The sequence below is a fragment of the Dyella kyungheensis genome (genome assembly GCF_016905005.1).
In the GTDB taxonomy this organism is placed as follows: Bacteria; Pseudomonadota; Gammaproteobacteria; order Xanthomonadales; family Rhodanobacteraceae; genus Dyella; species Dyella kyungheensis.
The window spans coordinates 103,076-125,441 of the sequence record NZ_JADIKC010000006.1 but is presented as its reverse complement, the minus strand read 5'-3'; the positions used below and the strand labels follow the sequence as shown (position 1 = coordinate 125,441).

Genomic DNA, 22,366 nt, shown 5'->3' with positions numbered 1-22,366 from the left:
GTGCTCAGCGGCCCGCGCCATGGATGCCGATGAACTGCAGGAATTCCGAGCGGGTGCGGGCGTCGTCGCGGAAGGCTCCGAGCATCTGGCTGGTGACCATCGATACGCCGCGCTTGTGCACGCCGCGCGTGGTCATGCATTCGTGGCTGGCATCGATCACCACCGCCACGCCGGCCGGATGCAGGTTTTCCTGGATGCACTGGGCGATCTGCGCGGTGAGCTTTTCCTGCACCTGGAAGCGGCGCGCATAGGCATCCACCACGCGGGCCAGCTTGCTGATGCCGACCACGCGGTTGGTCGGCAGGTAGCCCACGTGGGCGCGGCCGATGATCGGTGCCATGTGGTGCTCGCAATGGCTTTCGAATTCGATGTCGCGCAGCACGACCATTTCGTCGTAGCCAGCCACTTCCTCGAAGGTGCGGCGCAGGTAGTCGCCCGGATCCGTGGCATAGCCGGAGAACCAGTCCTTGTACGCCTTCACCACGCGCTTGGGCGTATCCAGCAGGCCTTCGCGGCTGGGATCTTCGCCCGACCAGCGCAACAGGACGCGGACCGCTTCCTCGGCCTGTTCGCGGGTGACTTCGCTCGGTTCTTGACGCTCGCTCATGCGGGTTCCTTCGAGTACGGCTTGCTGACGTGCCAGTGTAACGCCAGCGTCAAGCTTTGGACCTTCCGGAGGCGACGGCTCCCGCCGCATCAAGGACTTGCGTGGGGCGGTACCGGCCGAGAGGCACTCAGGCAGGCACTTAATCCACGCAGGCCGCCCAGTTAGACTGGCGCCTCGCGTCGACAAGGAGAGGTTATGAAACGCCAGTATCGGACCTTGCTGTGGGTGTCGCTGGCGCTGTTCGCGTCGATGGCGGGCGCCCAGTCCGTGCGCAAGACTGCCGAGGGTTCCATGGTGGTCACCGGCTCGCTGGAGGTAAATCCGGACGGTACGCTGCATGGGTACACACTGGATCAGCCGGAAAAGCTGCCGCCGGTGGTCGTCGACGTGCTGGGCAAGAGCATCGCGCGTTGGCAGTTCAAGCTTTCCTCGCCCACCACGCAGCTGGTCAAGACCAGCATGAACGTGCGCGTCGTGGCCAAGCCGGTAGGCGATGGCAACTACAAGGTCGCGGTCGATGGCGCCACGTTTGGCGAAGGCGAAGCCAATGCCGCCACCGTGACCTACAACAATCGTTCGGTGGCGCCCAGGTATCCGCAGATGGCCATCGATGCACGTGTCAGTGGCACGGCCTATCTTGTGCTTCGCATCGGTCGCGACGGCAGCGTGCAGGACGCGGCGGCTGAGGAGGTCGATCTCGATCAATACGCCACGCAGCAGGCGATGGACAAGTTCCGCAAGGTGCTGGCCACCGCCTCGCTGGACGCGGCACGCCAGTGGACCTTTCACACGCCCACGCAGGGCAGCGCGGTGGACGACCCGTACTGGGTCGTGCGCGTGCCGGTCAATTTCAACCTTGCCGTGACTGACCAGCCGAACAAGCAACACGCTTACGGCACCTGGCAGCCCTATATTCCGGGCCCGCGTCAGACGGTTCCGTGGATCAGCGCCGAGCTGGCCTCGGAAGCGCCCAATGCCATGTCAGATGGCGGTTTGAGTACCGGGCGTTCGGGCTTGGTGCTGGCGACGCCGCTCGGCGGCGGTTGAATCCCGTTTCAGGCCACCGAGCGAAACAACGTCACGCGGCCGGCATCCGGTTCGCCGGCCGCCCGCAACCACGACTCGCCGGCCACGGCGGGCGTGCAGGGGCCGAGCGTGGCAACGCGGATGCTGCGTCGACGGGCTTCGGCATGGAGCCTGTCGAGCATCTGCCGCAGCATCTCGCCGGTGAACGGCGTATAGAGATAGAACACGGTGCCGCGCGAGACATCCGCCTCGCGCGCATCCTGTGCAAGAAACGTGGCGCGCTCGATGCCCAAGGCTTCCGCCGCGCGGCGCGCGCTGTTGACGTAGGCCTCCTCGCGCTCGATGCCGCAGGCCTGCGCTTCGGTGCAGATCGACACCAGCAAGGGCACATGGCCCATGCCGGAACCGAGATCGATCAGCACGTCGTCACGGCCAAGGCGTGCGCGATGGATCAGGTCCAGCACATGGCGCACCGGCGTGGGCTGGTAGAACACCATCTCCGCTTCGAGCGCCGCGACCGAGGCGGGTTCGTCCAGCGACAGCACGTCGCCGATCAGGGCATCGAGATGGTCGTAGCCCCACGGTTCACGCAGATCGTCGTGGTGCAGCCAGCCGCGCAGCGCATGCGCACCCGCGCCCTGCACGATCGCGTGGCGGATGCCGTCGCACAGGCGTCGCTGTATCTCGGCGAGGGCCGCATGGCGAGCCTTCGCACGGCGGCGCAGGATGTTCATCACCGCGCCGGCCGCCGGGGTTTCGCCCTCAGGCACGTGCAGCCAGAGATCTTCGAGCCGGTCCATCGCCCGGATGCGCTCGCGCAACTGCTCGGGCCGATCCAGCGACCGGTCTCGCTCGACCTCGCAGACGATGGCGTGCAGGGCATCCAACATGACGTGACGAATCCACTAAGGCGCACGAACCAAGGAATGGTGTCATGCCGCGGCTTGCCAAGAGTTGAACGCAGGTTGCTGCGATGTCAACGCGGATCGGGCACGAAATGTCCGGGAAACGGATCGGGTCGACCGGCCAGTGGGCGATCGTCGCCGGGAATCACCCCTTGCGCAAGCAGCCGTTCGCGCGTGTCGTAGTACAGCGTGATCGTTTCGTTCGGCGTGGACGATGCGCGCACGAAATCGGTGAAGCTCACCACCGAGGTTTCCCGCTCGCCGTGGCCGGTGCCGATCGGGCCGTTGTCCTGCATTTTCGCCGAGGCACGCGCGGCGGACTCAGCCATCGGGGCGGCGGGCGCAGGCACGAGTTGTGATGGTGCTTCGCGCGGTGTGCCCGCAATCGGTTCGGACAGCGCAGGAATCGGACCGGGCATCGGCATCGGCCGGATCATGCGCCGCGGCAGAAACACCGCGATGCCGATCACGCCCACGTTTTCGGGTCGCCCGGTGCGCGCGGCGTAGCTGCGGGAGGCATCGGCGAACACGAAATCCGCCACTTCCGAGAGGCTCTTGCGCCAGCCGAGGATGTCGCTGTCCGCATAGGGTTGCAGCACATAGCCGGTCTGCGACCAGTCGGCGGTATCGCCGGACAGTACGTTCACGCCATCCACCGAAAGCACGCCCAGCACGCGGCCGCCGCTCTGGCTGCGCAACTGGATCTGATAGCGATGGCCAGGCTGCCCGGCCACGTAGTAGCGGCCGTCGTGGCGATAGACCGGCAGCTCCTGCTGCGAGGTGCGGTCGTAGACGCTCAGATCCACCAACCGGCCGACGGCGCCGGCCTGCATGCTGGCCGCCAGCGTGGCCAGTCCGATAACCCATGTGCGCAAGCTGTTCATGCGACCGCTCCCGTAGGCATCGATGGCCGATGCCTAGGTTGAAACGATGCCGGGCGCCGAATGGGGTTGAAGGGACCGTGGCCGCGGGCCCGCTCAAGTTTCTGCGATGGCGGCCGATTCACCGGTGACCGTCCCCTGGAAAGCCCCATGAGCATCGGCATTCACCTGGACACCTCCACCATCCCGCTGACCATCGCGAGCGCGCCTGCCGCTGCGCCTGCCCTGGCGCCTACGTCATCCGGACAATCCGGCAGCGCGACCGCCGTGACCAGTGCCAGCGGCCCCAGCAGTGTCACGATCAAGGCACCCAGCTCCGACAGCGACAGCGGCAGCTCCAGCTCCAGCTCCAGCGCCGCGGTCAAGGCATTGCAGAAGGAAATCGCCCAGCTGCAGAAGCAGCTCACCCAGGAAGAGCAAGCGTTGCATGCCGCGATGCAGGCGATGAAAGGCGCTGGCGATCCCGCCGGCCTGACCGTCGTCGCCACCCTGCAATCCGCCGTGGCGACCACCAACGGCCAGCTCGAAATGGCCGTCACGGCGCTATCCACGCTGTTGTTGAACCAAGGTGGCGGCAGCAGCGGTTCGCTGGTTAACGCGTCGGCCTAAAGGGCTGCTCAAAGCCTCGACTCAACCGCTGTCTCCCCTCACCGTCATTCCGGCGTGCGCCGGAATGACGGTGAGGGCTAGTTTGCTGTGCGAGTCCTGTACGGACCCATGGTGTCGCAGCGACTTCACAGTTTTGCGAGGCCCTTTCGGGGCGCGGCTGGCTATCGCGACAACCCAACGTAGTCGCCACTGGATTCCGGCCTGCGCCGGAATGACGGTGAGGGCTGATCTGCCGTGCGAAGTCCTGGAAGGACTCATGGTGTCGCAGCGAGCGATCAAACCTCGGTATCGTCTTCGCTGATGTCGTCGATGGCCGGTGCGTCGATCAGCACCTGCTGGGCTTCGTCACCGTTGAGCGTCTCCACGCCGCGCAGCTTGCGCTCGATGGCGCGGGTGCGCACGCTGGCCTGATCGATCACGTTGCTGGCTTCGTTGAGCTTCTTGCGCGTCTTGTCCAACACTGCGCCGAACTTGCCGAACTCGGTCTTCACCGCGCCCAGCAAGGTCCACACTTCGCTGCTGCGCTGGGCAATGGCCAGCGTGCGGAAGCCCATCTGCAGGCTGTTGAGCAGGGCAGTGAGGGTGGTGGGGCCGGCCACGGTGACGTGATGGTCGCGCTGCAGCGATTCGAACAGGCCCGGGCGGCGGATCACTTCCGCGTACAGGCCTTCGGTGGGCAGGAACAGCACGGCGAAATCGGTGGTGTGCGGCGGTGCCACGTACTTGCTGCGGATGCGCTTGGCTTCCTCGCGCACGCGCATTTCCAGTGCGCGGCCGGCGAGCGCGGCGGCATCGGCATCGGCCGCTTCCTGCGCATCGAGCAGGCGCTGGTAATCCTCGACCGGGAACTTGGCATCGATCGGCAGGTAAAGCTGCGCGTGTTCGCCGGCACCGGGCATGCGCACGGCGAACTCCACGCGGTCGTTGCTGCCGGGGATGGTGATCACGTTGGAATCGTATTGATCGATGGTGAGCAGTTGATCGAGCAACGCGCCCAGCTGCACTTCACCGAGAATGCCGCGCGTCTTCACGTTGGTCAGCACGCGCTTGAGGTCGCCCACGCCGATGGCGAGGTTCTGCATTTCGCCCAGGCCGCGCTGCACCTGTTCGAGACGCTCGGAGACCAGCGCGAACGATTGTCCCAGACGCGTTTCCAGCGTGTTCTGCAGCTTTTCGTCGACGGTGGCGCGCATCTGTTCCAGCTTGGCGGCGTTGTCGTCCTGGATCGCCTGGAGCTTGGTTTCCAGCGTGGCGCGCACTTCGTTGAGGCGCTTTTCGTTGTCGGCAGTGAGCGCGGCGAGGCGCTGCTGTTGCTGTTCGCCGAAACGGTTGAGCGCGAGGGTGAGTTCCTCGCGGCTGCGGCGCGCGTCTTCGGTAAGGCGCAGCTGCAGCGCTTCCAGGCCGGTGCCGGTGCGTTCGGTAAGCACGTCCAGGCGCTGGCCGAAGTGGCCGATGCGTTCCTGCTGCTGCGCGCTCATGCCGCCCAGCTGCTCCTGCACCAGCGAGCGGAACTGCTCCAGCGACTGGGTCACCTCGCCACGGCCGGCGCGCTGTTCCTGCGCCAGGGCCTCGCGCAGATGGCGATTGTCGTCCTTGAGGGCATCGAGGCGCGCGGTGAGGCCGGCGTCTTCGCGTCCGCGCAGCAGGCTCATGACCTGCAGCGCCAGTACGGCGATCACCAGCACGATCAACAGTATTTCGATAACGGACATGGCAGTTCCCAACGGCACACGTTCGCCAGTGTACGCGCTGGCGTCTCAGGATCCCGGACCGCGAAGCGCGGCTACACGACGCGACAGAACACCGCTTTCAGATAACGCCCTTCCGGCACGCTGCTGCTGAAAGGGTGGTCCGCGCCGGCACCTGCGGTGTGCAGCACCTGGATTTCGCGGCCGGCGTTGAGCGCCACGCGTCGCAGCATCTCCAGGAAATCCGCTTCGCTGACCAGGCCCGTGCACGAGCAGGTGAGCAGCAAGCCGCCGGGCGGGATCACATCCAGCGCCAGGCGATTCATCGCGAAGTATTTCTTCAGCGCGTCCATCACCTTGTTGCGGTCGCGGGTGAGCTTGGCCGGATCGAGGATCACCGCATCGTATTGCTCGCCCCGCGCCACGGCGCCGCGCAGCCAGTCGAAGATGTCGGCTTGCTCGAACACCGCGGGCACGTCGTTGGCGGCGGCGTTGGCGCGGGCGATCTCCAGGATGCCCGCGTCCATGTCCACGCCGGTGGCCGACTGCGCGCCGGCGGCCAGCGCGTGCACGGCGAAACCGCCGGCGTTGCAGCACAGGTCCAGCACCTTGCGGCCCTTGGCCAGACGCGCGAAGTGATGGCGGTTCTCGCGCTGGTCGGCGAAGAAGCCGGTCTTGTGGCCATAGCCCGGCGCGGCATGGAAACGCAGGCCGTGCTCGTGCACTTCCACCGGCGTGGGCGCCTCGGGCGAACGGCAGTCGAACGATTCCTGCTTCTGCACGTGGGTTTCGGCAAACCAGTACAGGCGCGTGTCCGGGAAGTGGCGCTGCAAGGCGGCGTGGATGGCCTCGCGGAAACGCCACATGCCGGCGGCGAAGTATTCGATCACGATGATGTCGGCGTAGCGGTCCACCACCAGGCCGGAAAGACCGTCGCCTTCGCTGTGCACCACGCGCCAGGCGTCGCTGACGCGATCGAGCTGCAGCAGTTCCTGGCGCAGGGAAATGGCGCGGTCGATGCGGGCGGCGATCCATTCGGCATCGATGGTTTCAGTGGGATCGGTGGTCAGCAGGCGCAGGGCGATGCGTGCATGGCCGTTCCAGAAGCCGCGGCCGACGAAGCGGCCCTTGGCGTCCTCCACGTCGACCACGCTGCCGGGCGGCACGCGGGTCTCCGGCTTGTTGACCTGGGCGGACCACACCCAGGGGTGGCCGGGCATGCGGTCGGTCTTGAGGCGGATGACGGGGAGGGTGTCGGGGCTATTCATCCGCCCATGATAACTGCTGCGGCGTTCGGCCCGCCGATTCCCCTGTGGGAGCGCGCCCTGTGCGCGACAAGCGCCTCATACGGCCCGCTCCGTCGGCGTCGCGCACAGGGTGCGCTCCCACAGGGGTGTTGTTCTATCGCAGGCGCAGCGCCAGCCAGGACAGCAGGGCCAGCAGGTTGAGGCCCAGCCGCGATACGCCCGGGCCGGCGACGGCCAGCAGGAAACCCTCGCTGCCCACATGCCAGTCGAGGCCCAGCTGCACCGGCAGATGCAGGCTAGCGTATACGTTCACGAACGCGCCGCAATGGAAGCCGTAGCTGAAGATCGGCGTGGCGACCAGCGGCAGTTGCAGCAGCTGCGCCCAACCGGAGAAGGTCACGCCGCGCTCGCTGTTCTCCAGCAGCATCACGCCGGCGATCAGCACGAAGGCATAGAACAGCAGCCCGATCACGGCCACGATCGAATCATGCGTACCGAACGGCAGCAGCCGGCGCAGCATGTTGACCATGCCGAAAAAGCCACCCGCCACTTCAAGGATGCCGATCAGTCGGAAGAGAAAATTGCGCACGCGCCAAGCCCCGGGTCGAAAGCCGCGAGCTTAGCGGATCACGAGGCTGCTGTTGGCGGTGCGGTTTGGCAGTTTGTTGGGCGACGTACAGGTCATCGCTCGCCCCCGGTGGGACCCTACTTGTGCGCGACGCGTGCGGAGCGGTACCTGCATGACTGCCAGTCACGCACGGCGGCTCCTACGTCAATTCCTCGCTCAATTCGTGCAGGTCGGCGATGTGCTGCTCCCACCAGCGCGCCTCGCCGGCAAACGGAAACGCAGCAGGAAAAGCCGGATCGTGCCAGCGCTCGGCGATCCAGCCGGCGTAGTGCAGCTGGCGCATGGCGCGCAGTGCGGGCATCAGGGCCAGTTCGCCGAAGTCGAAATCGCGCATCTGCTGGTAGCCGTCGAGTAGTGCGCTCATCGCCTTCTCGTCGTTGGCCAGCATCCACAGGTCCTGCACGGCGGGACCCATGCGGGCGTCGTCGAGGTCGACGAAATGCGGCCCGGCATCGGTCCACAGCACGTTGCCGGGATGGCAGTCGCCATGCAGCCGCAGTTGGCGAATGGGGCCTACGGCTTCGAAGCGGTCGGCCACCGCGCGATCCACGCGTTCGGCAGCGGCGCGATAAGCCGCGTGCAGTGACGAAGGCAGCAATGTCGAGGACAGCACGGCCTGCATCGGCTTGGCAATCAAGGTGGCGCGATCCAGGCGGCCACGGTGTTCGAACGGCTGGCGTGCGCCGATGCTGTGGATGCGCGCGATCAATCGCCCCAGCCATTCCAACTGCTCGGTCGATTCCAGCGACGGCGCGCGGCCACCGCGACGCGGGGTGAGCGCGTAGCGGAAGCCATCGTGATGCAACAGCGTGCGTCCGCCGAAGGGCAGCGGCGCAACCACCGGGATCTCCGCCTCGGCCAGTTCCTGCGCGAACGCGTGCTCCTCGAGAATCGCCGCGTCGCTCCAGCGGTGCGGGCGATAGAATTTCGCGATCACCGGCGAGGTTTCTTCGAGCCCTACCTGCCAGACGCGGTTTTCGTAGCTGTTGAGTGCGAGCAGGCGGCCATCGGGCCACAGGCCGCAAGCGGTCACGGCATCGAGGACGCGGTCCGGATCGAGCGTGGCGTACGGTGCGTCGATACTCAACGCGGTGCCACGACGCGTGCCGGAATCACCGCCATGGTGATGCGCGAGATGCAGACCAGTTCGCCGCTTTCCGTTTCGATGCGGATCTCCCACACCTGGGTGGTGCGGCCGATATGCACCATGCGAGCGGTGCCGGTGACGATGCCGCTGCGCACGCCGCGGATATGGTTGGCGTTGATGTCCAGCCCCACCGCCACTTCCGAGGGATCGAGCGAGAGCATGGCGGCCGAGCTGCCCAGCGTTTCGGCCAGCACCACCGATGCGCCGCCGTGGAGCAGCCCGTACGGCTGGTGCGTGCGATGGTCCACCGGCATGGTGCCGCGCAGCCAGTCGTCGCCGATCTCGGTGAAGCGGATGCCCAGCGTTTCCATCATGGTATTGGCGCTCCAGCCGTTGATGCGCTCGAGCGAGATGTCCTGTTTCCAGATGGCCATAGGTTGATTCTCCACGGTAAGGACCTCATTGTCGGCTCACGTCCTCGCCGCGACAATGTGTACGTGCCTACCGTCACCATCCAATCCACCGGCCGTCATTTCCCCGTTGCTTCGGGCGAAACCGTGCTGGAAGCCGCGCAGCGGGCCGGTATCGCCTTGCCGTATTCGTGCCGCGCGGGCGTGTGCGGCAGCTGCAAGGCCACGCTGCTGGCGGGGCATTGCGACTATCCGCGCAATCCGCCGGTGGCCTTGAGCGGCACGTCGCCGGCCCAGCACGCCATCCTGCTGTGCCAGGCGGTGCCGCGCAGCGATCTGCTGATCGAGGCGCGCGAAGTCACCTCGGTGGAGGACATCGCCAAGCGGCAGGTCGACGTGGTGGTGTCGCGCAAGTGGATGCTGGCGCCCGATGTGATCGGCCTGCATCTGCGGCCCGCCTCCGAACAGGCGCGGCTCAACTGGCTGCCGGGCCAGTACCTGGATGTGTTGCTGGAGGATGGGCGCCGCCGCCCGTTCTCCATCGCCAACCATCCGGAGGCCGACGGCACCATCGAGCTGCACGTGCGCCACGTGGCGGGCGGCGGCTTCACCTCATGGGTGAACGATTCGCTCAAGGTGGGCGATGCGATGCGCATCGAAGGGCCGCTGGGCACCTTCGTGCCGCGCGAGGATTCGGAGCGCCCGATGATTTTCATGGCGGGCGGCACCGGGTTTGCGCCGGTGAAGGCCATCGTCGAGCATTTCATGGCGCTCGGTACGCGTCGCCCGATGCGCGTGTACTGGGGCGCCCGGCAGGCGGCGGACATCTACCTGCGCGAACAGGCCGAACGCTGGGCGGGCATGGCGCACGACCTGAGCTTTCAGGCGGTGATCTCGGACGCGCAACAGGCGCTCGCCAGCGGCATCCGCATGGGTTTCGTGCATGAGGCCGTGCTGCAGGATCATCCGGATCTGGCCCGCTACGACGTCTACATGAGCGGTCCGCCGGCGATGATCGACGCAGGGCGTAAGCTCTTCATCGATGCGAAGCTGCCGGAAGATCGTCTGTACTACGACTCGTTCGATTACGCGCCGGATGTGCTGGCGCAGATTCTCGGCAGTCGCGCGGGCATCGTGGGCCTGTAGGCCGCGCTGCGCAGGCGAGGGCATGGCGCCCTCGCCGAGGTGAAACCGTCAACCCGGATTCTTGCCCTTGGCCACCGGCAGCTGTGCCTGCTGCCAGCCGATCACGCCGCCGCCCAGGGTATAGACCTTGCTGAAACCGGCCTTGACCAGGCGTTGCGCCGCTTTGTCGCTGGCGCCGCGGCCGTCCTTGTCGATCACCACCACCGGCACGTCCTTGGCCTTGGCGATGTCCTTGTGCTCGGGATCGAACTGGCTCATGGCGACATGGCGCGAACCCGGCACGTGGGCCTTCTCGTAGTCGGCCAGGGCGGAGAGATCGATCAGCAGCGGACCTTCGCGATTGATCAGCAGGGTGAGGCCTGCCGGCGTCAGCTCCTTGTACTTGCGCAGCAACACGAGCAACTGCGTGCCGATCAGTCCCAGCAGCAGGACGATGAACAGCGCGGCGAGCGCGAGGTGGTTGCCGATGAACTCGGGCAGCTTGTGCAGGACATCGCTCATTCTTGGGGCTTCCGCTGGCGCGGCGGGGCCGCGCGGGGTGAACAGAACGGGGGATTATACGGGGTGGCGGGGTGGTTGGCTTTTCTGCCGTCCAGGCCGGCGCGGGGGGCATGTTTGCGAAGGCAGGAAACGCTTTTCAACAGCCGAATGGCTGGTCATCCAGAGCATTCGGTGTTTGGTGGTCGGGTTGACGCCAGCTTGCTCGCCTGCCGCGGGCTTCCGTGCCGCTGCCGCGGCCCGGGTTACTTTCTCTTGCTTGCCCAAGAGAAAGTAACCAAAGAGAAGGGCCCCCCGGATGACGCGCCTTCCGGGCCTGCGGCCCTCCAGGTGCGCGGGTGGGTTGCGGGGTTTTTCGACAGGGCATCCTGCCCTGGCGAAAAACTGGCCCGCATCCATGCGGGCCACCCTGCGGGCTTTCCTCCACCCACCCGCCGCGTCATACGGGGACCCCAGGAGCCAAGAGCCAAGAGCTGAAGCCAGAGCCTTAGATCTACTGTGGGAGCGCACCCTGTGCGCGACAAACCTACGGAGCGGTACATCTCAGCGTGGCGGTCGCGCACAGGGTGCGCTCCCACAGACAAGCGCGAGGGGCAGCGGTGGGGAAGGCGGCGCAAAGTACGCTCTCCGCGCTTGCGGAGAAAAAGAACTTCTCGAGCAGCGTCCAGCAATTACGGGTTGCCGCTGATATCCGGCAGTCCCGATTCCAGATACCAGTGCTTGCTCTCCTGGTTGTAGCGCCAGGTCTGGTGATCGGTCACCGTGCGCTCCTGCTGGGTGTGCACGTTGACCAGGTTGATCTTTACCACCTGCTTCACTTCGAACTCGCCGTTGGGCGTGGGTCCGTTGCCCTCGTCGTACTCGCTTACCTTGTATTGCTGGTAGCGCGCCATCTCCAACGCGGGGATCGGGTGAGCCTCGCGTTCCTTGGGATCGATGAAGTTCAGAGCGCCGTTGAAATCGCCCCAGCGCACTTCGCTGGCGTAGGCGTTGAGCGTGGTGGTGAGGTCATCCTTGCGTTTGTCGGTGGCACAACCACCGAGCGCAAGCATGGACACCATGACGAGCGGGATCAGGACGCGGCGCATGTGGTTATCCCCTGGGGCGAGGCCTGCATTGTGCCCAAGCGGTAGCGCATTTCATACGGCGTCGGGGGAGCGCATTTTGGCTACGAAACGGGCCTCCAGCGTGGCCGCCGGCTTGACGCCCGTGCCAGGCACGCTGCACATCACTTCGATGCGGGCGCGGCCGCGGGCGGCCAGAGTGTCGAAAAAGGTGACCCAGTCCGCACTCGCCGCCAGCCGGGCTTCGCTGGTGAAGTCTTCCCACACCGGCTCCAGGTAGCGCACGGTGGATTCGCCCACGAACACGTCGCAGGCCAGGCCGCGCAGGCGCAGCTCCAGTTCGACCAGGCCCCAGCCGTTGAGCGTCATCACGCTGACCAGGCTGCCGCCGAAGGCGCAGCCCTTGTCGTTGATGTTGGGGCCAAGCGGAGCGGCCAGGGCAAGGTGCTGCTCGTCGCAGGCCTGCAGGCTCAGGTCCATGGTGTGCGCCAGCGGGATTTCGTCGCGCATGAAAGCGACCAGCTTGCGTGCGTGGGTGTGTCGTTCGGTGTTGCTCATCGTCGCGGGGGTAGCCGAGGGGGAAGGCGTAGTTTACGCACCCTGGCCGGACAGGACCGATAGGGCGGCGGCCGCTACACTCGCGGACATGCCTCCGGAGAGTCCATGACCGCGCGATCCCCGACCTCTGCCGTGCCTGCGCTGGACGGACGCACCGTGGTCATCACCCGTCCCGCCGGCACGGGCTCGCCGCTGGCCCGGCGCGTGCGCAGGCTGGGCGGGGTGCCGCTGCTGTTGCCGGGACTGTCGTTGCGCGCCAGCGAAGGGCCGGACACCGCCGCCTCGTTGCGCGCGGCGCTGGGCGACGAGTTGCTGATCTTCACCAGCCCCGCCGCGGTGCGCTTTGCCGCACAGCTCGCATCCTTGCGAACGCAGGCCACGGTGTTCGCGGTGGGCCAGGGCACGGCGCGGGCGCTGGCGCGTCACGGTCTTCAGGCGGTCGCCCCGGTGCAGCGGCAGGACAGCGAAGGGCTGCTGGATCAAGCCGCGCTCAGCGAACTGGGCGGACGCCGCGTCGCCCTGGTCGGTGCCCCGGGCGGTCGCGGCGTGCTGCGCAGCGAGCTCGTCGCACGCGGCGCGCAGCTTCGCGAAGTGCATGTCTATCGCCGCGGCACGCCGCGTTGGCAGCGCCGCCAGCTCGAGCAGATCCGGCAACTGCCGGCAGAGGCGCGCGTGCTGCTCTCCAGTGCGGAGGCGCTCGACAATCTCAGGCAGGGGTTGCCGGCCGATGCATTCGCACGGCTCTGCGCGGCCGTGGCCGTGGTCAGCAGCGAGCGGCTCGCCGAAGCCGCGCAGGGCGCCGGTTTCAAACGCGTACGGGTGGCGGCATCGGCGCTGTCTGAAAATCTACTCGCGGCTGCGGCGCGCCCTTAGCCGTTTTCCTACGGACAAGCCGCGCCTTCACGCCCGCTTGATGCGAGTCCCCCGGCGTGGGCTGTTAGCATGTCGCGCATGAGCCAAGACGACTCCTTCCTTGATAGCGGCGCGCCTGCGGGCGCGCGTTCCGAGACTCCTTCGCGCGCTCCGCGTGCCACGCCACCGGCACGACGCGGCAGCGGCACCCTGGCCGTGGCGCTGCTGCTCTCGCTGGTGGCCATCGGCGGCGCCGGCTACGTGGGCTGGCGCCAGTGGCAACAGGAGCGCGGCAATGCCGCCGGCAACGCCGCGCTCAGCGGGCTCAAGCAACGCGTCGACACGCTGGAAAGCGCCTTTGGCGCCAGCGACAGCGAACGCAATCTGTTGCGCCAGCGCCTGGGCGACGCCGATCAGGTGAACCGTTCCCTGCGCGAGGAATTGCTGAGCCAGGCCGAACGCACCCGCAATCTCGAAGATGCCGTGGCCAAGCTCTCGGAAAAAACGCTGTCCGGGCATGACGCCATGTTGCTGGACGAAACCGAATCGCTGCTGCGCATGGCCAAGGAACGCTACGACCTGTTCCACGATGCGCAGGGCGCGCTGGCTGCCTACGCACTCGCCGATCAGACCCTCGCCGCGGTGAACGACGGCGCCTTTTCCGGCCTTCGCCAGAGCATCGGCGCGGAACGCGAAGCGCTGAGCAAGACGCAGACGGTCAATCTCGATACCGCATTGACCACCCTGAGCAACCTGCGCGCATCGACCCTGGAGCTTCCGCTCAAGCCATTGGATAGCGCCGCTTCCAGCGCCTCGACCGGTGGCTGGTCGCGCGTCATGAGTGCGCTCAACGATGTGGTGAAAGTGCAGCGCACGAACGGCGCGCCGTTGTCCGTGGCGGATGCGCGCTTTGCGCGCGAGCTGGCTTCGATCGACCTGGCCCAGGCGCAGGCGGCGCTGCTGGCATCCGATCGCGACGCCTACATCGCCGCGCTCAAGCGTGCCGACGCCGGCATCGTGGCGCAGTTCGACGGCAACGCCGCATCGGTGCAACAGGCACGCACGCAACTGGCCACGCTGATCGCACAGCCGCCCGGCGCGGCGGTACAGCTGGGTGCGGCGCTCAGTGAGCTGCGCAACTTGCGCGCCGTGCATGCGCTCAAGCCCGCGGCCACCAGCTCGGCCGGAGCCAAGCCATGAAGTTGTGGCGTTGGTTGCTGTTGCTAGTGATCGTGGCGGCACTGGCTGCGTTCGGCTGGCATTGGGTGGCCGAGGATCCCGGCTATGTGCTGGTGCAGTTGCGTGGCTGGCAGGCCGAGACCACGGTGGTCGCCGCCGTCGTCTTGCTGCTGCTTGCCTGGGCAGTGCTCGGCGCGGTGTGGTTTGCCGTGCGCTGGCCGTTCGGTGCGTTCACGCGCCGCCATCGCCGGCTCAGTCGCAAGAAAATGAGCGAAGGCCTGCTGGCGCTGATGGAAGGTCGCCACGTCGATGCCGAACGCGATCTGCATCGCGCGTCGCGCCTCGATGTGCTGCGGGGTCCGTCCTTGCTTGCCGCCGCTGAGGCCGCCTCGCGTCGCGGCGAAAACAACCGCGCACTGGCCACGCTCGACGAGGCGGCCCAGGTAGCGCCTCGTGCGGCGCGTGTGCTGCGTGCCCGCGTGCTGCGGCGCGAAGGACGGCCGCTCGAAGCGGTGAATCTGCTCGCCGCCGATGCGGACGCCGGCAACCTCACGCCGGGCGGCTGGCGCGAACTCGCCCTGGCCGCACTCGCCAGCGGCGATACGCGTCGCGCACGGCAGGCGCTCGAACCGCTGCAGAAGAGCGGGGCGCTGGGCACCAAGGCCTTTGGCGCGCTCGAAGGGCAGGTGCTGGCCGCCTCGCTGCGCGGTGCGCCGGATGCCGCCGCACTCAATACCCTGTGGTCGCAGCTGCCCAAGACGCAGCGGCGCGTACCGGCCGCCATCGATGCGTACGCGCGTCAGGCCGCCGCCTTCGGCATGGTGCTGCCGGCGATGGACGAAGTGGAATCGGCGCTGCGTCGCGAATGGTCGCCGCTGCTGATCGAAACCTATGCTTCGCTGGGCGGCGACGATATCGAAGCGCGCCTGCGTCGCGCCGAATCGTGGCTCGATGCACATCCCAACGATGCCGCGCTACTGCTCACGCTGGGCCGCATGTGCGCGCGCCAGGGTTTGTGGGGCAAGGCCACGCAGTACCTGGAACGTTCGCTGGCGCTGGTGCCCAGCAGCGGCGCATGGGAAGCGCTCGGCGACGTGCACGCCGGGCAGGACGATGCCGCCCTGGCCCAGCGTTGTTACCGCAACGCGCTGGCACTGGCGCGCGGCGAGGCCGTCGATCCGCTGCCGCAGAGCGCACGCTCGACGCGCCTGGATACGCGTCCCATCGCGGTGGAAGAACGCAGCGAGCATGGTGTGCCGCGCTTGCCCGAATAAGCGCACGGCAAGCTACCTGAGGTTTTCAGGTCTGGATCCCCAACTGCGCCAGTTGGGGATCGGCCATGCGCCAATGAGGCCACCTGCCGCCCCGCAGGCAGGACAAGGTGGCATCACGCAGACGATGCAACTGGGCTGGATCCAGCGGTGGCCTCCAATCCGGCTCGTGCACGGCATGCTCGATGCGCTCGCAATTGCCTGGGGTGATGGCGATGTGCTCGGGCAACGTGAAGGAAGGGCGAGACACCAGTGGCGCGGTGACCGCAGGCACCGATGCAGGGGGGATCGGTGGGTGCGACTCACTGTTGAACGCATGGCTTAACAGGTTGAACAACCCGATGATGCCGACCACAGCGCCCACCCTGCCGCCATGGTTTGTGCGCGTACGTGGCGGAGCCGCCTGTCGATACGCTGCAGGCGAAGGCAGGTTGGAGAACGACTCCGCCATCGCCTTGTCTCGCGGCGGTAGTGCCGCGAATGCCTGTTCCCAGGCCGTCAGCGCCGAGCGCTCGACGCGCAGCGCGAGGTAGTGCGGATAGCTCTTCAGCAACTGCTGCATGTCCGGCCAGCGCAGGGTGGCGTCACGCGTGAAATGCGAGGGCGCAAGGTCGGTGCGGTCGAGCTTCGGCGCGCCGCCAAGGCGATCGAACAGATCGTGGCAGCCGGTGGTTGCGGCCGTGCGCTTCCATGCAATCTCTTCTTCCTGCACCGCACGAACCCAACCTCCGCGCGCGCCCATTTGCTGCACATGGACGACATCGTTCCAACCGAGCTGGTCGCAAGCAGCGCCGAACAGCGCGAGCCGTTGCGGCAGGCGCATCGCGGCAAGCCCGTCGATCAGCATGGCTTCGAAGATGGCGGTGACCTGCAGGTGTTCGCCTTGCAGGCCGATCAATTGTTCGCTGAACACCAGACTGGGTGGCTCGCCATCGATCAGCCGTTGCTCCAACTGCTGCAAGGCGCGAGTCGCCACGTTCACCGGTGCATGCGGATCGGGCAGCGGAACTTCGGTCGCGACAGCTGCCGTCGAAAAGGGCGGCAGCTGGGTCGATGGCGGCGCGACCGGGATCGTCGCAGGCCCCGCGGCTGTGCCGTCGTTGGCAGCGCGACACCATGCGGTGGCGGCGGCGTACGCCTCGCGCAGGCGCATGAACCCGTCGATGTCAGTCGACTGATCGACCTGCTTCAGACGCGCAGCGTAAGCGCGTTTGATCTCAGCGGCGTCGGCCGAGGTGGTGAGGCCGAGGTGATCCAGGAACCACGGTGTCTGCATAGGCGTTGGAATGTCCGGCCGAAAGTCGGGTGCCACGTCGCGGGACCCCATGGCCCTGCAAGGTCGCTATGGCTTCTCCGTCATTCCCCCTGACGGCGGGCAAGATCATGGCGCGCCGGCCATGGCCTGTCACGTCGGCTAACTGGCCGAGATTGCCCAGGTGATGAAGCCGGCGTTGATCGCGGTGAACACCAGCGCTACCAGGAAGATCGCGTCGGCGATCCGTTCCAGCCGATGGTTGCGGCCCCGGCTGCGCGTGCGCAGTGCCCAGTACGAGAGCAGGCACGAGGACAGGTAGAGCATGGAGTTGACGGCCAGCAGGTCGTCGCCGAGCAGGTCTTCCTTGCGCAGTGAAATCACCACGCGAAGGATGCCGATCACGGTGAGGCATACGCCGACCATCGCGGCCGAGGCGGTGAAGATGTGCACGCAGATGTCGTGGTCCAGGCGCGCGCGCTGGCGTTCGGAGCTGCTCTCGGAGATCTCGGGCGTCATGGCGGGGCCTGGGTCGAATGCCTTGAAAGAGGGAGCGCCCGCGCGGGCCGGCGGTTCCCATCGAACCTTCCTGCGTTCATCGGCCAGATCATAAGGCGACTCAATCGCCCGGGTGCACCCATCGACGCTGCACGCGTTCGGCCAGCATCACCACCGCCAGCGAGCAGACGATGCCCAGCGCCACTTCGCCCACGCGCGTGAGCGCAATCAGCCAGAACGATCCCGTATGCGGCACCAGCATGATGATGGTGGTGGTGGTGCCGCTCAGCCGTCCCGCGCTGCCCACGCCCAACAGCCAGCAGCCGGTGATGGCGACCACGATTGCCACGGCGTACGCGCTGTATTGCTCGCCCAGCAACAGCGTGGTGCCGAAACCTGCGACGCCGCCCACCAGCGCGCCGATCAGCTGGTCGCGCGAGGACGAGCGGGTATCCAGGTAGGTCTGCTGGGTCACCGCGATGGCGGTGATGGCGGCCCAGAAGGCCTGCTGGGTATGCAGCAGCAGGCCGAGCCCATAGGCAACGCTTGCGGCCAGCAGCGCCTGCAGCGCGAACCACAGGCCCTGCACCAGGCGATGCGTCCACGGCAGATGCCGATAGACGAAGGCCATCCCTTGCTGGACGTCGACCAGGCGCCGCAGGTTTTCGCGCAGGGAGGGCTGGTCGCTCATGGGGCTACAAGGGGGTCAGGTTGGCATACGCATAGACCAGCCACTTGCTGCCGCTGCTGGCGAAATTGACCTGGATGCGCATATGCGCGCCGCTGCCTTCCGCGCTCACCACGATGCCTTCGCCGAAGCTGGGATGGCTCACCAGCTGGCCGAGCGTCAGCGGCATGCTTTCTTCCAGCGAGCGCGAACCGCTGTTGGGGCGCGCGCCGTAAAGTGGACGGCTCACCTGCACGCGCGGCCGGACTTCGTCGATCAGTTCAGGCGGAATTTCCGCCAGGAAGCGCGATGGGCGCGCGAGCATTTCCACGCCGTGCATGCGGCGCGATTCGGCGTAGGTGATGAACAGCCGCTCGCGTGCACGCGTGATGCCCACATAGGCGAGGCGGCGTTCTTCTTCGAGACGGCCTTCGTCTTCCACCGAACGCTGGCTGGGAAACAGGCCTTCTTCCATGCCGACCAGGAACACCACCGGGAATTCCAGGCCCTTGGCCGAGTGCAGCGTCATCAGCTGCACGCAGTCGTCCCACGCTTCGCCCTGGCCTTCGCCCGCTTCCAGCGCGGCGTGCGAGAGGAAGGCCGCCAGCTCGCTGAGGCCCGCTTCTTCGTCATCCGGAGTCAGCTCGAAACGGCTGGCCACGTTGACCAGTTCGTCCAGGTTTTCCACCCGCGATTCGGCGTTGCCGCGGCTGTCCTTCTCGTAGAAGTCGCGCAGGCCGGTGTGGGTGATGGCGTGGTCGATCTGTTCGGCCAGGGCGAGCGCGTCGCCCGCACCGGCGCCGGCAAACGCACGCGCCATGTCCTCGATCATCGAGAGGAAGGCCTTCACCGCGTTCTTCGCGCGGCCTGCCAGTTCGCTGCCGCTGCTGAGTTCGCTGAGCGAGGCTTCCCACATCGAGCTGCGTTCGGTGCGCGCACGGCGGCGCAGCACGTCCAGCGTGCGATCGCCGATGCCGCGCGGCGGCGTGTTCACCGCGCGCTCGAACGCGGCATCGTCCTGGCGGTTGGAAGACAAGCGCAGATAGGCGAGGGCGTCCTTCACTTCCGCGCGATCGAAGAAGCGCTGGCCGCCGTAGACGCGGAAGCGGATGTCCCGCTGCATCAGCTGCTCTTCGAAGTTGCGCGACTGTGCATTGGAGCGATAGAGGATCGCGCAGTCGCGCGCCTGGCCATGCTCGGCGACGTATTCGCGGATGCGCTCGATCACGAAGCGCGCTTCGTCCTGCTCGTTATAGGCCGAGTACAGCGCAATGCGCTCGCCTTCGCCGCCGTCCGTCCACAGCTGCTTGCCGAGGCGGCCGCCGTTGCGGGCGATCACGCTGTTGGCGGCCTTGAGGATGGTGGAGGTGGAGCGGTAGTTCTGTTCCAGCTTGATGGTCTTGGAGCCGGGGAAATCGCGCAGGAACTGCTGCACGTTCTCCACTTTCGCGCCGCGCCAGCCGTAGATCGCCTGGTCGTCGTCGCCCACCACGAAGACCTGCCCGGTCTGCCCGGCGAGCACGCGGATCCACGCATACTGCAGCGTGTTGGTGTCCTGGAATTCGTCGATCAGCAGGTAGCGCCAGCGGTCGCGGTAGTGTTCGAGAATGGCCGGGTTGTGCAGCCACAATTCGTGCGCACGCAGCAGCAGCTCGGCGAAGTCGACCAGCCCGGCGCGGCGGCAGGCGTCTTCATAGGCCTGGTAGATCTGCACCAGCGTGCGCGTCATCGGATGATCGCGATGCTCGATGGTGTCGGCGCGTTTGCCTTCGTCCTTCCATTGGTTGATCTGCCAGGTGGCCTGGCGCGGCGGAAAGCGCGCTTCATCCAGCCCGAGCCCCGTGACCACGCGCTTGACGATGCGTTGCTGGTCGTCGGCGTCGAGGATCTGGAAACCTTCCGGCAGGCCCGCCTCGCGCCAATGACGGCGCAGCAGCCGATGCGCGATGCCGTGGAAGGTACCCACGGTGAGGCCTTGCGTGCCGCCGGGAATCAGCTGGTCCAGGCGCGCGCGCATTTCGCCGGCCGCCTTGTTGGTGAAGGTGACGGCCAGGATCGCCCATGGCGAGATGCCTTCGACCTGGGTCAGCCAGCCGATGCGGTGGGTGAGCACGCGCGTCTTGCCGGAACCGGCGCCGGCGAGCACGAGGTAGTTGCCAGGAGGCGCGCAAACGGCTTCGCGCTGCGCGTCGTTGAGCTTGTCGATCAGGTGGGAGACATCCATCTTGCCTATTGTACCGGGCAGGGCAACGCGGGTCCCGTCAGCATGGAATCGACGGGCCTCAGTAGTTGAGACCCGGGCTCAGCAGGTGCCAGTGCACGATGAAGCCGATGGCGGCAAAGCAGGCCAGCAGCAGGACCGCACCGCTTATCCGGCGCCATCCGCTGCCCTGATGACGCCAGGCGCGCCAGGTTTCCACGGCTACCGCCAGCGTTCCCAGTACGGCCAGCACACCGATCAGCTGCAGCAGGCGCAGGCGCGTGTCCAGCGCCGAGGAGCCCAGGCGCGGCAGCATCAAGGCCCATCCACCCGCGAACAGCAGGTAGGCGATGGCCGTGAGCCGGCTCAGCCGGTACCAGCGCAGATCCCGGTCGGTGATGGTCGACACCTGGCGACGGCTCAGCAGCGCCGCGATCGGCCATGACAGGGCGATCAGCGCGAACACGGCGAGGATCGCCGTCAGTACTTCCATCACGCGCTGGGGTGGCCAGCCGGTGGCAGGCAGGAATACCTGCACGGGCGACACGGCATTGATGGACAGCATGCTTACCTTGCCATCGCGCATGACGGCGCCGAGGCGACGGCCGGTGGCATCGTCCACCCACAGGTAGGGCTTCACCTCACGCCAGTGCGCGGTGCCGAACATGGGCGCGAGCAGCGAGCCGTCGGCCGCCACGCTGATGGTGGATTGCTGGAACAGATCGCGCAGCGCGAGCACGTTGCTTCGCGACGTAACGCTGGACGAGTAGCGGCCCGCCACTTGCGCGGCATGCTGCTTGTCCGTGCCCAGCGTGGGCAGTTTCAGCTGCGGCAGCGGCGGGAAATAGCGGTCGGAAAAACGATCCACCACCGGCCTCAGCAACGCGCCGCCACGGCCACCGACCGTGGCGATGAAGATGCCGGTGTGATGATCCGGAAACAGCGCGAGCAAGTTGTGGAACCCATCCAGATCGCCGCCGTGGCCAAGGATGACCTGGTCGCCGCGATCCAGATGCACGAAGCCCAGCGCCATGCCCGGCAGGCCGGGGATCGCCGCACGCTGGTAGCTCTGCATCTGTTGCACGGTCGCCTGTTCGAGCAACTGCGCATTGCCCGAGCGGCCGAACTGCAGGTGCGCGACCATGAAGCGCGCCATGTCCTCGCCGCTGACCGAGAGCGCGCCCGCGGGCACGGCGGTGCGCAGGTCGAATGGGCGCGGTGCCGCACCCGGCTTGCCGTAGTTGAGCGCCATGTCCGGCTGCAGCGATGCGGGCAGCGGCTCGCGGAAGCTCGCGTGCTTCATCTCCAGCGGCTCCAGGATGTGCCGTTCCATGTAGTCGTCGAACGGTTGCCCGGATACGCGCTGCACGATATAGCCGGCCAATGCCGTGCCATAGGTCGAATACGCAGGGACTTCGCCGACCGGATAGATGCGCTTTGGCACCCACTGCTTCAACCAGACGTCGTAGCGCATCAGCGATGCGGGATTGACCGAGTAGCGGTCCTTGCGCACTTCCTCGAAGCCGGCGCTGTGCGTCATCAGATCGCGCATGGTGACCGGCTTGCCCTCGCGCGCCGGCACGATGAAGTCGAGATAGCGGTTGATATCCGCATCCAGATCGAGCTTGTGCTTCTCGACCAGTTGCATCACCGCCGTCCAGGTGAACAGCTTGGAGACGGAGGCGGCGCGGAACATGGTGGTGGCGGGATCGACCGGCTTCTTCGCCTCGGCGTCGGCGTAGCCGTAGCCCTTGGCGTAAATCAGCTCGCCGTCCTTCACCACCACGACCACGGCACCGGTCGCCGCGCCTTGCTGCATCACGCCGCTCATCTGCGCATCGAGCCAGGGCTGCAGGTCGCGCGCGTCGAGATCCGACGCGCCCAATGGCGTCACGGTGGCGTGCCTGGCCTCCGGCAAGGGCGTGATCTGGATCGGTGCCTGTGCCCACAGGGCCGCCGGCAACAGCATCAGGGCAAGGGCCACCGCATGTCTGCGCCGGGAAAACCGCCTCATCACGGTGGACGCGATGGCGAGCATGCAGGACTCCTTGAAGCGGGCGCAGCGGGGACGAAGCGCAAGTATGCACTGCTGC

The 22,366-nt window shown here is 66.8% G+C and carries 22 protein-coding genes; 6 read left to right on the top strand and 16 right to left on the bottom strand.

What is annotated here, in order from left to right; all coding sequences use genetic code 11:
* Window positions 1-4: 4 nt before the first annotated feature.
* A complete protein-coding gene (folE, locus tag ISP20_RS14100) occupies window positions 5-607 on the bottom strand; it encodes a GTP cyclohydrolase I FolE (RefSeq protein ID WP_204636744.1) in 603 nt (200 codons plus the stop codon).
* A gap of 195 nt (window positions 608-802) precedes the next feature.
* Between folE and ISP20_RS14095 the strand changes: the two genes are divergently transcribed.
* Entirely contained in the window at window positions 803-1,654 is an 852-nt protein-coding gene (locus ISP20_RS14095; protein ID WP_204636742.1) for an energy transducer TonB, read from the top strand.
* 8 nt (window positions 1,655-1,662) lie between these two features.
* On the opposite strand, the gene ISP20_RS14090 is transcribed toward ISP20_RS14095, so the two are convergent.
* Window positions 1,663-2,523 (bottom strand): methyltransferase domain-containing protein, encoded by an 861-nt coding sequence (locus tag ISP20_RS14090; RefSeq protein ID WP_204636741.1) that lies wholly within the window; start codon window positions 2,521-2,523, stop codon window positions 1,663-1,665.
* 86 nt (window positions 2,524-2,609) lie between these two features.
* Window positions 2,610-3,422: a hypothetical protein gene (locus ISP20_RS14085; protein ID WP_204636740.1), complete on the bottom strand. Its 813-nt coding sequence runs from the start codon at window positions 3,420-3,422 to the stop codon at window positions 2,610-2,612.
* Between the two features lie 147 nt (window positions 3,423-3,569).
* On the opposite strand from ISP20_RS14085, the gene ISP20_RS14080 reads away from it, so the two are divergent.
* Window positions 3,570-4,028, top strand: a complete 459-nt coding sequence (locus tag ISP20_RS14080; protein ID WP_204636739.1) for a hypothetical protein — start codon at window positions 3,570-3,572, stop codon at window positions 4,026-4,028.
* Window positions 4,029-4,303: 275 nt separating this feature from the next.
* Here ISP20_RS14080 and ISP20_RS14075 read toward each other — a convergent pair whose 3' ends face one another.
* From ISP20_RS14075 to ISP20_RS14055, 5 genes are all read right to left on the bottom strand, one after another.
* On the bottom strand, window positions 4,304-5,740 hold the full coding sequence (locus tag ISP20_RS14075; RefSeq protein ID WP_204636738.1) for a DNA recombination protein RmuC: 1,437 nt from the start codon (window positions 5,738-5,740) through the stop codon (window positions 4,304-4,306).
* Window positions 5,741-5,811: 71 nt separating this feature from the next.
* Entirely contained in the window at window positions 5,812-6,984 is a 1,173-nt protein-coding gene (locus tag ISP20_RS14070) for a class I SAM-dependent rRNA methyltransferase (protein WP_204636737.1), read from the bottom strand.
* A gap of 133 nt (window positions 6,985-7,117) precedes the next feature.
* Window positions 7,118-7,552, bottom strand: coding sequence for a hypothetical protein (locus tag ISP20_RS14065; protein WP_204636736.1), 435 nt, complete (start codon window positions 7,550-7,552; stop codon window positions 7,118-7,120).
* Window positions 7,553-7,730: 178 nt separating this feature from the next.
* Window positions 7,731-8,678: a serine/threonine protein kinase gene (locus ISP20_RS14060; RefSeq protein WP_204636735.1), complete on the bottom strand. Its 948-nt coding sequence runs from the start codon at window positions 8,676-8,678 to the stop codon at window positions 7,731-7,733.
* Window positions 8,675-9,112, bottom strand: coding sequence for a hotdog fold thioesterase (locus ISP20_RS14055; protein WP_204636734.1), 438 nt, complete (start codon window positions 9,110-9,112; stop codon window positions 8,675-8,677). The genes ISP20_RS14060 and ISP20_RS14055 overlap by 4 nt, the downstream gene beginning before the upstream one ends.
* 63 nt (window positions 9,113-9,175) lie before the next feature.
* Here ISP20_RS14055 and ISP20_RS14050 point away from each other — a divergent pair, with 63 nt between their 5' ends.
* Complete coding sequence (locus ISP20_RS14050; RefSeq protein ID WP_204636733.1) at window positions 9,176-10,234, top strand: 2Fe-2S iron-sulfur cluster-binding protein; 1,059 nt, start codon at window positions 9,176-9,178, stop codon at window positions 10,232-10,234.
* A gap of 48 nt (window positions 10,235-10,282) precedes the next feature.
* Here the strand turns inward: ISP20_RS14050 and ISP20_RS14045 are convergent, their stop codons facing one another.
* From ISP20_RS14045 to ISP20_RS14035, 3 genes are all read right to left on the bottom strand, one after another.
* Window positions 10,283-10,735 carry a rhodanese-like domain-containing protein gene (locus ISP20_RS14045; RefSeq protein WP_204636732.1) on the bottom strand — a complete coding sequence of 151 codons (453 nt, stop codon included), beginning with the start codon at window positions 10,733-10,735 and terminating at the stop codon, window positions 10,283-10,285.
* A 668-nt stretch (window positions 10,736-11,403) separates the two neighbouring features.
* Window positions 11,404-11,820 carry a hypothetical protein gene (locus tag ISP20_RS14040; protein ID WP_204636731.1) on the bottom strand — a complete coding sequence of 139 codons (417 nt, stop codon included), beginning with the start codon at window positions 11,818-11,820 and terminating at the stop codon, window positions 11,404-11,406.
* 51 nt (window positions 11,821-11,871) lie between these two features.
* Window positions 11,872-12,354, bottom strand: coding sequence for a YiiD C-terminal domain-containing protein (locus tag ISP20_RS14035; RefSeq protein ID WP_204636730.1), 483 nt, complete (start codon window positions 12,352-12,354; stop codon window positions 11,872-11,874).
* Window positions 12,355-12,459: 105 nt separating this feature from the next.
* On the opposite strand from ISP20_RS14035, the gene ISP20_RS14030 reads away from it, so the two are divergent.
* The 3 genes from ISP20_RS14030 (at window position 12,460) to ISP20_RS14020 (ending at window position 15,659) form a co-directional block, all read left to right on the top strand.
* Window positions 12,460-13,227, top strand: coding sequence for a uroporphyrinogen-III synthase (locus tag ISP20_RS14030; RefSeq protein WP_204636729.1), 768 nt, complete (start codon window positions 12,460-12,462; stop codon window positions 13,225-13,227).
* 78 nt (window positions 13,228-13,305) lie between these two features.
* Window positions 13,306-14,406 carry a uroporphyrinogen-III C-methyltransferase gene (locus tag ISP20_RS14025; protein ID WP_204636728.1) on the top strand — a complete coding sequence of 367 codons (1,101 nt, stop codon included), beginning with the start codon at window positions 13,306-13,308 and terminating at the stop codon, window positions 14,404-14,406.
* Entirely contained in the window at window positions 14,403-15,659 is a 1,257-nt protein-coding gene (locus tag ISP20_RS14020; protein ID WP_204636727.1) for a heme biosynthesis HemY N-terminal domain-containing protein, read from the top strand. Before ISP20_RS14025 ends, ISP20_RS14020 begins: the two co-directional genes overlap by 4 nt.
* Before the next feature lie 25 nt (window positions 15,660-15,684).
* On the opposite strand, the gene ISP20_RS14015 is transcribed toward ISP20_RS14020, so the two are convergent.
* The 5 genes from ISP20_RS14015 to ISP20_RS13995 all read right to left on the bottom strand — a co-directional run bounded on the left by ISP20_RS14015 (window position 15,685) and on the right by ISP20_RS13995 (window position 22,311).
* Entirely contained in the window at window positions 15,685-16,932 is a 1,248-nt protein-coding gene (locus ISP20_RS14015) for a J domain-containing protein (protein WP_204636726.1), read from the bottom strand.
* A 138-nt stretch (window positions 16,933-17,070) separates the two neighbouring features.
* Window positions 17,071-17,427, bottom strand: a complete 357-nt coding sequence (locus ISP20_RS14010) for a hypothetical protein (RefSeq protein WP_204636725.1) — start codon at window positions 17,425-17,427, stop codon at window positions 17,071-17,073.
* Window positions 17,428-17,527: 100 nt separating this feature from the next.
* The gene (locus ISP20_RS14005) at window positions 17,528-18,097 is read right to left on the bottom strand and encodes an FUSC family protein (protein ID WP_204636724.1); all 570 of its coding nucleotides are present in this window, start codon (window positions 18,095-18,097) and stop codon (window positions 17,528-17,530) included.
* 4 nt (window positions 18,098-18,101) lie between these two features.
* The gene (gene uvrD, locus ISP20_RS14000) at window positions 18,102-20,297 is read right to left on the bottom strand and encodes a DNA helicase II (RefSeq protein ID WP_204636723.1); all 2,196 of its coding nucleotides are present in this window, start codon (window positions 20,295-20,297) and stop codon (window positions 18,102-18,104) included.
* 58 nt (window positions 20,298-20,355) lie between these two features.
* Window positions 20,356-22,311: a serine hydrolase domain-containing protein gene (locus ISP20_RS13995; protein ID WP_204636722.1), complete on the bottom strand. Its 1,956-nt coding sequence runs from the start codon at window positions 22,309-22,311 to the stop codon at window positions 20,356-20,358.
* Window positions 22,312-22,366 lie beyond the last annotated feature (55 nt).

Bases quoted from the DNA above. Each gene is read 5' to 3' on its own strand.
- folE (WP_204636744.1), bottom strand. From the start codon at position 607: ATGAGCGAGCGTCAAGAACCGAGCGAAGTCACCCGCGAACAGGCCGAG.
- ISP20_RS14095 (WP_204636742.1), top strand. From the start codon at position 803: ATGAAACGCCAGTATCGGACCTTGCTGTGGGTGTCGCTGGCGCTGTTC.
- ISP20_RS14090 (WP_204636741.1), bottom strand. From the start codon at position 2,523: ATGTTGGATGCCCTGCACGCCATCGTCTGCGAGGTCGAGCGAGACCGG.
- ISP20_RS14085 (WP_204636740.1), bottom strand. From the start codon at position 3,422: ATGAACAGCTTGCGCACATGGGTTATCGGACTGGCCACGCTGGCGGCC.
- ISP20_RS14080 (WP_204636739.1), top strand. From the start codon at position 3,570: ATGAGCATCGGCATTCACCTGGACACCTCCACCATCCCGCTGACCATC.
- ISP20_RS14075 (WP_204636738.1), bottom strand. From the start codon at position 5,740: ATGTCCGTTATCGAAATACTGTTGATCGTGCTGGTGATCGCCGTACTG.
- ISP20_RS14070 (WP_204636737.1), bottom strand. From the start codon at position 6,984: ATGAATAGCCCCGACACCCTCCCCGTCATCCGCCTCAAGACCGACCGC.
- ISP20_RS14055 (WP_204636734.1), bottom strand. From the start codon at position 9,112: ATGGCCATCTGGAAACAGGACATCTCGCTCGAGCGCATCAACGGCTGG.
- ISP20_RS14045 (WP_204636732.1), bottom strand. From the start codon at position 10,735: ATGAGCGATGTCCTGCACAAGCTGCCCGAGTTCATCGGCAACCACCTC.
- ISP20_RS14040 (WP_204636731.1), bottom strand. From the start codon at position 11,820: ATGCGCCGCGTCCTGATCCCGCTCGTCATGGTGTCCATGCTTGCGCTC.
- ISP20_RS14035 (WP_204636730.1), bottom strand. From the start codon at position 12,354: ATGAGCAACACCGAACGACACACCCACGCACGCAAGCTGGTCGCTTTC.
- ISP20_RS14030 (WP_204636729.1), top strand. From the start codon at position 12,460: ATGACCGCGCGATCCCCGACCTCTGCCGTGCCTGCGCTGGACGGACGC.
- ISP20_RS14025 (WP_204636728.1), top strand. From the start codon at position 13,306: ATGAGCCAAGACGACTCCTTCCTTGATAGCGGCGCGCCTGCGGGCGCG.
- ISP20_RS14020 (WP_204636727.1), top strand. From the start codon at position 14,403: ATGAAGTTGTGGCGTTGGTTGCTGTTGCTAGTGATCGTGGCGGCACTG.
- ISP20_RS14015 (WP_204636726.1), bottom strand. From the start codon at position 16,932: ATGCAGACACCGTGGTTCCTGGATCACCTCGGCCTCACCACCTCGGCC.
- ISP20_RS14010 (WP_204636725.1), bottom strand. From the start codon at position 17,427: ATGACGCCCGAGATCTCCGAGAGCAGCTCCGAACGCCAGCGCGCGCGC.
- ISP20_RS14005 (WP_204636724.1), bottom strand. From the start codon at position 18,097: ATGAGCGACCAGCCCTCCCTGCGCGAAAACCTGCGGCGCCTGGTCGAC.
- uvrD (WP_204636723.1), bottom strand. From the start codon at position 20,297: ATGGATGTCTCCCACCTGATCGACAAGCTCAACGACGCGCAGCGCGAA.
- ISP20_RS13995 (WP_204636722.1), bottom strand. From the start codon at position 22,311: ATGCTCGCCATCGCGTCCACCGTGATGAGGCGGTTTTCCCGGCGCAGA.